1 protein-coding gene is annotated in these 211 nt (G+C 41.7%); it reads right to left on the bottom strand.

Features of this window, described 5'->3' with window-relative positions; genetic code table 11:
- A partial coding sequence (locus V6256_RS16060; protein ID WP_341599193.1) for a LysM peptidoglycan-binding domain-containing protein occupies positions 1-211 on the bottom strand: 211 nt, incomplete at both ends.

Below are 211 nucleotides of genomic sequence, written 5' to 3'. Positions count from 1 at the left end.
GACTGGTATTCGTTGCGTTACTCAAACGATAATTAGCTGGGATATTGAGTACATGGCCTATTTGCAAAGAGTTCGAGCTTAAGATATTCATACTTTTCAGCTTTTGAATACTGACTCCATAACGCTGCGCCAAAATAGCCAGTGACTCACCATTGCGCACAGTATGTTTAGTCGCACGTTTAGTTTGTGCAAATAATGTACCTTGCGGTGG

The sequence above is a fragment of the Psychromonas aquatilis genome (genome assembly GCF_038155185.1).
GTDB lineage: Bacteria > Pseudomonadota > Gammaproteobacteria > Enterobacterales > Psychromonadaceae > Psychromonas > Psychromonas aquatilis.
The sequence above is the reverse complement of the archived record's forward strand: the minus strand, read 5'-3'. Positions and strand labels throughout refer to the sequence as shown.